General features: G+C 59.2%; 2 protein-coding genes, 2 tRNA genes and 2 rRNA genes (1 of these 6 only partly in view). 5 read left to right on the forward strand and 1 reads right to left on the reverse strand.

Annotated elements, in window-relative coordinates; all coding sequences use genetic code 11:
* Nucleotides 1–601, reverse strand: a 601-nt coding sequence (locus NW829_RS10060; protein WP_414416999.1) for a type II secretion system protein, incomplete at its 3' end; no start/stop codon positions are given.
* A gap of 103 nt (nt 602–704) precedes the next feature.
* Between NW829_RS10060 and NW829_RS10065 the strand changes: the two genes are divergently transcribed.
* The 5 genes from NW829_RS10065 to NW829_RS10085 all read left to right on the forward strand — a co-directional run.
* The gene (locus NW829_RS10065; protein ID WP_414417000.1) at nt 705–1952 is read left to right on the forward strand and encodes a serpin family protein; all 1248 of its coding nucleotides are present in this window, start codon (nt 705–707) and stop codon (nt 1950–1952) included.
* A 378-nt stretch (nt 1953–2330) separates the two neighbouring features.
* Nucleotides 2331–3857 (forward strand): 16S ribosomal RNA (locus NW829_RS10070).
* A gap of 63 nt (nt 3858–3920) precedes the next feature.
* A tRNA-Ile gene (locus NW829_RS10075) sits at nt 3921–3997 on the forward strand.
* 2 nt (nt 3998–3999) lie between these two features.
* A tRNA-Ala gene (locus NW829_RS10080) sits at nt 4000–4074 on the forward strand.
* Nucleotides 4075–4201: 127 nt separating this feature from the next.
* Nucleotides 4202–8331, forward strand: a 23S ribosomal RNA gene (locus tag NW829_RS10085); it runs 759 nt beyond the window's last position.
* The 16S and 23S rRNA genes sit together here with 2 tRNA genes alongside, the layout of an rRNA operon.

Consider the following 8331-nt stretch of genomic DNA (forward strand, 5'->3'; position numbering starts at 1 on the left):
ACGGCGAATGGACGACATTCATGTAGAACCCGTTCTGCTCCCACAGCGGTCGGCTCTGAACGCCCGACGGCACTGCATCCATCACCATCACATGGCTGGCGGGTGCGCTCAGTTGCGCCAGGCTCTTGCTGGGTGGGTACACCTGCGGCGGGAAGGAACACCCCGCCGAGAAGCCCATCGGCGAGGGATACGCCGCGCCGTAGCCAATCCGACCCTCGCACGACAGACGCCTGCCTGTTGGCGAGTCGGGGTTCGCAATTGGCTTTGCGCTTGGACAACGCGAGTAGAGGTTATCCTTCGAGTAGGGCTGCAGCCAATACAGGTAGCCGATGGAGGTGCAACTCGTGTAGCCGCCGCCGCAAAAGCCCGGCGGGGGAATCAACTGGTTCTCGGCGAGCGGGTACACCTCGTCGTAGTCCTGCACATACATCATCGCTGCTGTGCCGACCTGGCGGAGGTTGCTGAGACACATCGTCTGGCGCGCCTTCTCCCGTGCTTGGGCAAACACAGGGAACAAAATCGCCGCTAAGATGGCTATGATGGCGATCACCACCAGCAATTCAATGAGTGTGAACCCGTACTGTCGCTTCGTCGCTTGCATGTAGGTATTATACCTCAAGGGAGTGGGGTTTAGTGGGGGAGCTTATGCGCCTTTTCACGAATCATTTCCCGTCCCTAATCGTCTAACCCTACAGGAGGAATCGATGATGCGCCCAATTCTGATGCTGTGCGGTGTAGTGGCGGCGGCGGTGCTAAGCGGGTGTGGCGGCGACGCCAGCCCAAAACCGCCCCAGGAGGCAACGAAACCCGTGCAAATCACTGACGAAGCCCGCGCGGCGAACACGCAGTTCGCCCTGACGATGCTACAGCAGCTGGACGACCCCAACGCAGACGACAACCTGTGCTTCTCGCCGCTATCGCTATCGCTTGCGCTGAGCATGACGCTGAACGGCGCGGAAGGCGAGACCTACGACGCCATCGCTAAAACGCTGGGCTATACCGAGCAGAAACTGGACGCCGTCAACGCCCAAGCGCGCGCCCTGAGCCGCCTGCTGAAACCCACCGATGAGAGTATCACCACCCATATGGCGAATGGGCTGTGGGTGCAGCAGGGCTTCCCGCTGAAGCCCGACTTCCTGCGCGCGCTGTTGAACCACTATGAGACGCGCACGGAAACGGTGGACTTCAGGAACGCTGAGGCTGCCGCCAACGCCATCAACACTTGGGTCAAGGAGCAGACGCAGGGACTCATCGAAAAACTGTTCCAAGCGGGCGACTTCGACGCACAGACGCGCCTTGCGCTGGTGAACACGCTTTACTTCGAGGGGGCGTGGCAGCACCCGTTCCCGAAGGACGCCACTCAAGACGCGCCGTTTTATCTGGAGCGCGGCGAGACGCGGCAGGTTCCGATGATGCGCCTGTCGGAGCGACTGCCGTACTACAAGGGCGAGGGCTTCGAGGCGGTCGCGCTGCCGTATGGCGAGGGCGACTACCGTTTTTACCTGTTCCTGCCCGACAAGGGGCGCACGGTCGCTGACCTGCGCAAGCAACTGACTCCCGAAAACTGGGGCAAGTGGCTGGGGGCGTTCCGTGTGGTGCAGGGCAGTCTGCAGATGCCGCGCTTTAAGATCGAGGCAAAGTACGACCTGAAGCCCCCGCTAAGTGCGCTGGGGATGGGCGTCGCATTTGATCCTGACCGCGCCGACTTCAGCCGCATCGCCGATGTGTCGCCTGAGCGGCTGTTCATCCAGAAGGCGATACAGAAGGCGGTGGTGGAGGTGGACGAGGAGGGCACGAAAGCCGCGGCTGCGACGGGCATAACGGTCGGCGTGACCTCTGTGCCTGTAGACCAGTTCAGCCTTGTGGCGGATCGCCCGTTCCTGTTCGCGATTGTGCATCAGCCGACGGGCACGGTGCTGTTTTTGGGCGTTGTGCGCCAGCCTGGAGCGTAGGGGCGACGCCCTTTTTGAGCCGACGCCCCGCGAATTGGGGGAAATTCGGGGGGAATTTGCCCCGATTCGGGCTTAAACCCTTGACAACGCTGTCACGGGCATGGTACTATATAGCCCGCCTCAAGGCAAGGGTCTTTGGGGCAGAAGTGATACCTTGAGATCCCAGAAACTGCGTGCGTAGGGGCTATGCCCTTGACAAACGCGCCTGGGATGTGGTATAATCCGACTCGCCGACACAATGCCGTAAGGCGTGTTGGCGTGTGCGCTTGCTGCAAGGGCGGCAAGCGGTGATTGAACCTTGAAAACCGGGCAGGTAAGAACGCTTTGCGAGGTCAGTCAACTTGGAAAACGAGCCTGCGTAAGCAGGGATCGCGTTTTCTGACGGAGAGTTTGATCCTGGCTCAGGGCGAACGCTGGCGGCGTGCCTTAGACATGCAAGTCGAGCGGTAGGCGTCCTTCGGGGCGCCGAGAGCGGCGAACGGCGGAGTAACACGTGGGTAACCTGCCCCGAAGACTGGGACAACCCGGGGAAACTCGGGCTAATACCGGATGTGGATGCGCAGGCTTCGGCTTGGGCATCTAAACGGGTTTCCGCTTCGGGATGGGCCCGCGGCCTATCAGGTTGTTGGTGAGGTAACGGCTCACCAAGCCGACGACGGGTAGCCGGTCTGAGAGGATGATCGGCCCGAGGGGCACTGAGACACGGGCCCCACTCCTACGGGAGGCAGCAGTCGGGAATTTTGGGCAATGGGCGCAAGCCTGACCCAGCGACGCCGCGTGGAGGACGAAGCCCTTCGGGGTGTAAACTCCTTTTAGTGGGGACGAACGCAGACGGTACCCACAGAAAAAGCCCCGGCTAACTACGTGCCAGCAGCCGCGGTAATACGTAGGGGGCGAGCGTTGCCCGAATTTACTGGGCGTAAAGCGCACGTAGGCGGCTTCGTAAGTCTGGTGTGAAATCTCACGGCTCAACCGGGAGGCTGCACCAGATACTGCGAAGCTCGAGGACGGGAGAGGAGATTGGAATTCCCGGTGTAGCGGTGAAATGCATTGATATCGGGAGGAACACCAGTGGCGAAGGCGGATCTCTGGCCCGTTGCTGACGCTGAGGTGCGAAAGCTGGGGGAGCGAAAGGGATTAGATACCCCTGTAGTCCCAGCCCTAAACGATGGGCGCTAGGTGTTGGGGGATTAACCCTCGGCGCCGTAGCTAACGCATTAAGCGCCCCGCCTGGGGAGTACGGCCGCAAGGTTGAAACTCAAAGGAATTGACGGGGGCCCGCACAAGCGGTGGAGCATGTGGATTAATTCGATACAAACCGAAGAACCTTACCTGGGCTTGACATCCACGAGCAACGCTCTGGAAACAGAGCGCCTCGGTGGGGAAACTCACCGACCCGTGGACACCGGTTGCATGGCTGTCGTCAGCTCGTGCCGTGAGGTGTTGGGTTAAGTCCCGCAACGAGCGCAACCCTTGTCCTCTGTTGCCAGCGGGTCATGCCGGGCACTCTGAGGAGACTGCCGTGGTCAACACGGAGGAAGGTGGGGACGACGTCAAGTCAGCATGGCGGTTACGTCCAGGGCGTCACACATGCTACAATGGGTGGTACAAAGGGCAGCCAACGCGCGAGCGGGAGCGAATCCCAAAAAACCACCCTCAGTTGGGATCGCAGTCTGCAACTCGACTGCGTGAACGCGGAATCGCTAGTAACGGCGGGTCAGCCATACCGCCGTGAATACGTTCCCGGGCCTTGTACACACCGCCCGTCAAGTCACCCGAGTCGGTTGCACCCGAAGTCGGTCGCCTAACCCGCACGGGAGGGAGCCGCCGAAGGTGTGGCTGGTAAGGGGGACTAAGTCGTAACAAGGTAGCCGTACCGGAAGGTGCGGCTGGATCACCTCCTTTAACGGAAGCAACTCTCTATGGCACGCAAAGCACTACCTGCTCGGTTTTGAGGGAGCCACATACGGGCGCGTAGCTCAGTCGGTTAGAGCGCACCCCTGATAAGGGTGAGGTCATTGGTTCGAATCCAATCGCGCCCACCAGTGGGGGCGTAGCTCAGCGGGAGAGCACCTGCTTTGCACGCAGGGGGTCACCGGTTCAAATCCGGTCGCCTCCACCAAACCTAACCCTCAGCGCCTCACGGGGCGCTCAGGGTTGGGCTGATGAGGCGCCCACAGCACGGGCAACGGACCCAACGATTTCCACTTTGACAACTGGACTGGAGTCATCGAGAAGCGCGCCAAAGTAGGCAAGCTACTAAGGGCGCACGGCGGATGCCTAGGAGCAAGGAGCCGATGAAGGGCGTGGTAAGCTGCGATAAGCTGCGAGGAGCCGCAAACAGGCGTTGATCCGCAGATCCCCGAATGGGAGAACCCGGCCACCGAATGGGTGGTCACCCACCGCTGAACCCATAGGCGGTGTGGAGGGAACCTGGGGAACTGAAACATCTCAGTACCCAGAGGAAGAGAAATCGAACGAGATTCCCTCAGTAGCGGCGAGCGAACGGGGAAGAGCCTAAACCAATCGGGCATGCCCGATTGGGGTCGTGGGACCGACACCAGAGAGCGATTCCGCTTAGCAGAAGTGTCTGGAAAGGCACGCCACAGCGGGTGACAGCCCCGTATGCGAAAAGTGGAACGCCTCGTCGGTATCCCGAGTAGCACGGGATAAGTGGAACCCTGTGCGAATCTGCCCGGACCACCGGGTAAGGCTAAATACTCCTTGCTACCGATAGCGCAACCAGTACCGTGAGGGAACGGTGAAAAGCACCCCGGAAGGGGAGTGAAAGAGAACCTGAAACCGTGCGCTTACAAACAGTCGGAGGACTATACCCCTCTGGGGGACAGTCTGACGGCGTGCCTTTTGCAGAATGAGCCGGCGAGTTACGCTCAGCGGCAAGGTTAAGCGTCTCAGACGCGGAGCCGTAGCGAAAGCGAGTCCTTACAGGGCGACTCAGTCGCTGGGCGTAGACCCGAAACCGCGCGATCTACCCCTGGTCAGGCTGAAGCCGTGGTAACACACGGTGGAGGGCCGAACTGGTGACCGTTGAAAAGGTCTCGGAGGAACTGGGGGTAGTGTGGTGAAATGCCAATCGAGCGCGGAGATAGCTGGTTCTCCCCGAAATGCATTGAGGTGCAGCCTCACGCGCTATGCTATGCAGGTAGAGCCACTGGATGGGCTAGGGGCCCTACCAGGTTACCGAACCCAACCAAACTCCGAATGGCATAGCAGGAAGCGTGGGAGTGAGACAGCGACGGATGAGCGCCGTTGTCAAAAGGGCAATAGCCCAGATCGCCCGCTAAGGTCCCTAAACACAGGCTAAGTGTGAAAGGATGTAGGGTCGCGTAAACAACCAGGAGGTTGGCTTAGAAGCAGCCATCCTTTAAACAGTGCGTAACAGCTGACTGGTCGAATGTGACCCTGCGCCGACAATGTAAGGGGGCTCAAGCCTGTTACCGAAGCGGCGGGTTCCCGCAAGGGAGCGGTAGGGGAGCGTTCTGCTCGCAGTGAAGGTGGAGCGGAAGCACCACTGGAGCGTGCAGAAGTGAGAATGCCGGCACGAGTAGCGAGAAGACGGGTGAGAATCCCGTCCGCCGAAAGCCTAAGGGTTCTTCAGGCAGGTTCGTCCGCTGAAGGTTAGGCGGTCCTAAGTCGAGGGCGAAACGCCGTAGGCGAAGGGCAGTGGGTCAACATTCCCACCCCAGGTGGTGGAGCCAAGCGGTGACGCTTCAGAATCGGTCGGGCGCAGAGTTGGAAGGCTGCGCTCGCCCCAGCGGCAACTCTGGGGCGACGAAGGGATCCCGCGCGGTGAACGAAGCGACCGTGACTGGAGCCGAGAAAACCCGTGTAGCGTTGAAACCACCTGACCGTACCGCAAACCGACACAGGTAGGCGAGGCGAGGAGCCTCAGGCGCGCGAGAGAAGTCCCGCTAAGGAACTCGGCAAATTGACCCCGTAACTTCGGGAGAAGGGGTGCCTCGAAAGAGGTCGCAGCAAAGCGGGCCCGGCGACTGTTTACCAAAAACACAGCTCTCTGCGAAGGGGAAACCCGATGTATAGGGGGCGACGCTTGGCCAATGCCCGTAGGTTAAGGGGAGGGGTCAGCCGCAAGGTGCAGCCCTGAACTGAAGCCCGGGTGAATGCCGGCCGTAACTCTAACGGTTCGTCACAGGGCCGTTGTAAAATCTGGCTATATGCTGGAACAGCTCGTGGATCCCACACTACCGAGGAGGTGACAAAGTGATGGGTGGAGCCAATCAGCAGGAAAGACTTGAAGTCACCGAAGAGGCGAAATGGTTCCTCGCAGGGTTCATCGAAGGCGAAGGCTCGCTGCTGGTGAGCATCAAACACCACGAGACCAGCCGCTACGGATACTATGTTGACCCAGAGTTCCATCTGGTGCAACACCGCAGCGGACTACCCCTGCTCAAACTCGCCCAGCAAGTCTTCGGCACAGGACGCATCTTCCCCAAATCGGGAAGCCCCAACTGCTATGTCTACGCCATCCACTGTCGGCGTAGCCTCTGGGAGAAGGTCGTACCCTACTTCGAGAAGTATGTGGTACCCTTTTCCTGCAAACGCGAGACCTTCTACAGGTTCCGCGAAATCCTGGAGCTGATGAACCAAGGGGAACACCGCCGCCCTGAGGGGCTGGCGCGCATCGTCGAGAAGGCGTATGCGATGAACCCAGCCGCTAAGGGAAAGCAACGGCTCCGACCGCTGCAAGAGGTGATTTCAAGAATCCTCAGAGACCATACGCCAGACGCTCCGCAACACCCTGCGGAGTGATGATATGGTCCAGTCCCTATGGCGACATAGGGGGCAACTGCCTATGGTAGCGAAATTCCTTGTCGCGTAAATTGCGACCCGCACGAAAAGCGTAACGACTGGGCCACTGTCTCAGCGGGACTCTCGGTGAAACTGTAGCACCCGTGAAGATGCGGGTTACCTGCGGTAGGACGGAAAGACCCTATGGAGCTTTACTACAGCTTGAGATTGCATTTCGGTATGTCATGTAGAGCGTAGGTGGGAGCTTCGGCGCCAATGGAACACCACCCTTGACCTACTGGAATGCTAACCTGCGCCGTAATCCGGCGTGGAGACAGTCTTAGGCGGGTAGTTTGACTGGGGCGGTCGCCTCCTAAATGGTAACGGAGGCGTCCAAAGGTCCGCTCAGCGCGGTCGGAAATCGCGCGTCGAGTGCAAGGGCATAAGCGGGCTTGACTGTGAGACCAACGGGTCGAGCAGATGCGAAAGCAGGGCCTAGTGACCCTCTGGCTGTGCGTGGGCACGCCAGGGTTCAACGGATAAAAGCTACCCTAGGGATAACAGGCTGATCCTGCCCGAGCGTCCACAGCGACGGCGGGGTTTGGCACCTCGATGTCGGCTCAATTTGGGCCCCTGAAGAGGCAACTCTTCAGGTAAAATCCGGCTGATAACGGGGAAGCCCTAACGCAATCCTCCCCCGATTGGCGAGGGTAATCCCGTGGGAAGTCGAGGAGTTGAAGATGCTGTCAGAGCCAGAGCATTCTGTGTTGGTCGGCTCTCTTCTCGGAGATGCCTGCCTTTCCAAGAATGGCAGGCGTTATCGGGTGCGCTTCGACCATAGCGCTTCTGCGACAGAATACGCGCTGTGGAAGTATACACTGCTACAGCGCATTTGTTGCAGACCGCGCACTGTGGCTGTGTTCGATAAGCGCACATGTAGACACTACTACCACATCCGATACGACACGAAAAGCCTTCCAGAGTTGGAGTGGTATTCGGATACCTTCTACCCGAACGGCTGGAAGGTGGTTCCATTAAGTGTGGAGCTGCTCCTAACGGAACTGGCTTTGGCAGTGTGGTACATGGATGACGGACATCGCCGCACAGACTGCAACGCGTTGCGGTTGAACACGCATGGTTTTCCGCGCTCTGATGTGGAGCGGTTAGCGAACGCCCTACATAGTCGTTATGGCGTTCATGCTAAGCTCCATCAGGCAGGAAAAAGTCAGTGGGTTCTCTATATACCTTCGCGAAGCGCAGTCTTGTTTTGCGAAATTATCCGTCCCTATGTACCCCCATGTATGGGATACAAACTCCTTCGACCCCGTAACGACTGAAGGCTTCATGCCTGAGATGGGCGTCCTGCCCTAAGCAAGGGCAAATCTATGGCGTCTATCACACGCCGGACCCTTGACAAGCGATGGTCAAGGTGATGCTATAGTCTATGCCACTGGAAACAGTGGAGAACCATGCGTCGCATCCTGGGGCTGAATAGGGTCCCAAGGGTTGGGGGGTTCACCCATTAAAGCGGCACGCGAGCTGGGTTCAGAACGTCGTGAGACAGTACCTACCGTGCTGTCTATAAATCTGGCTATATGCTGGGAAGCCT

The organism is Synechococcus sp. R55.8, assembly GCF_047461895.1.
Taxonomy (GTDB): Bacteria; Cyanobacteriota; Cyanobacteriia; order Thermostichales; family Thermostichaceae; genus Thermostichus.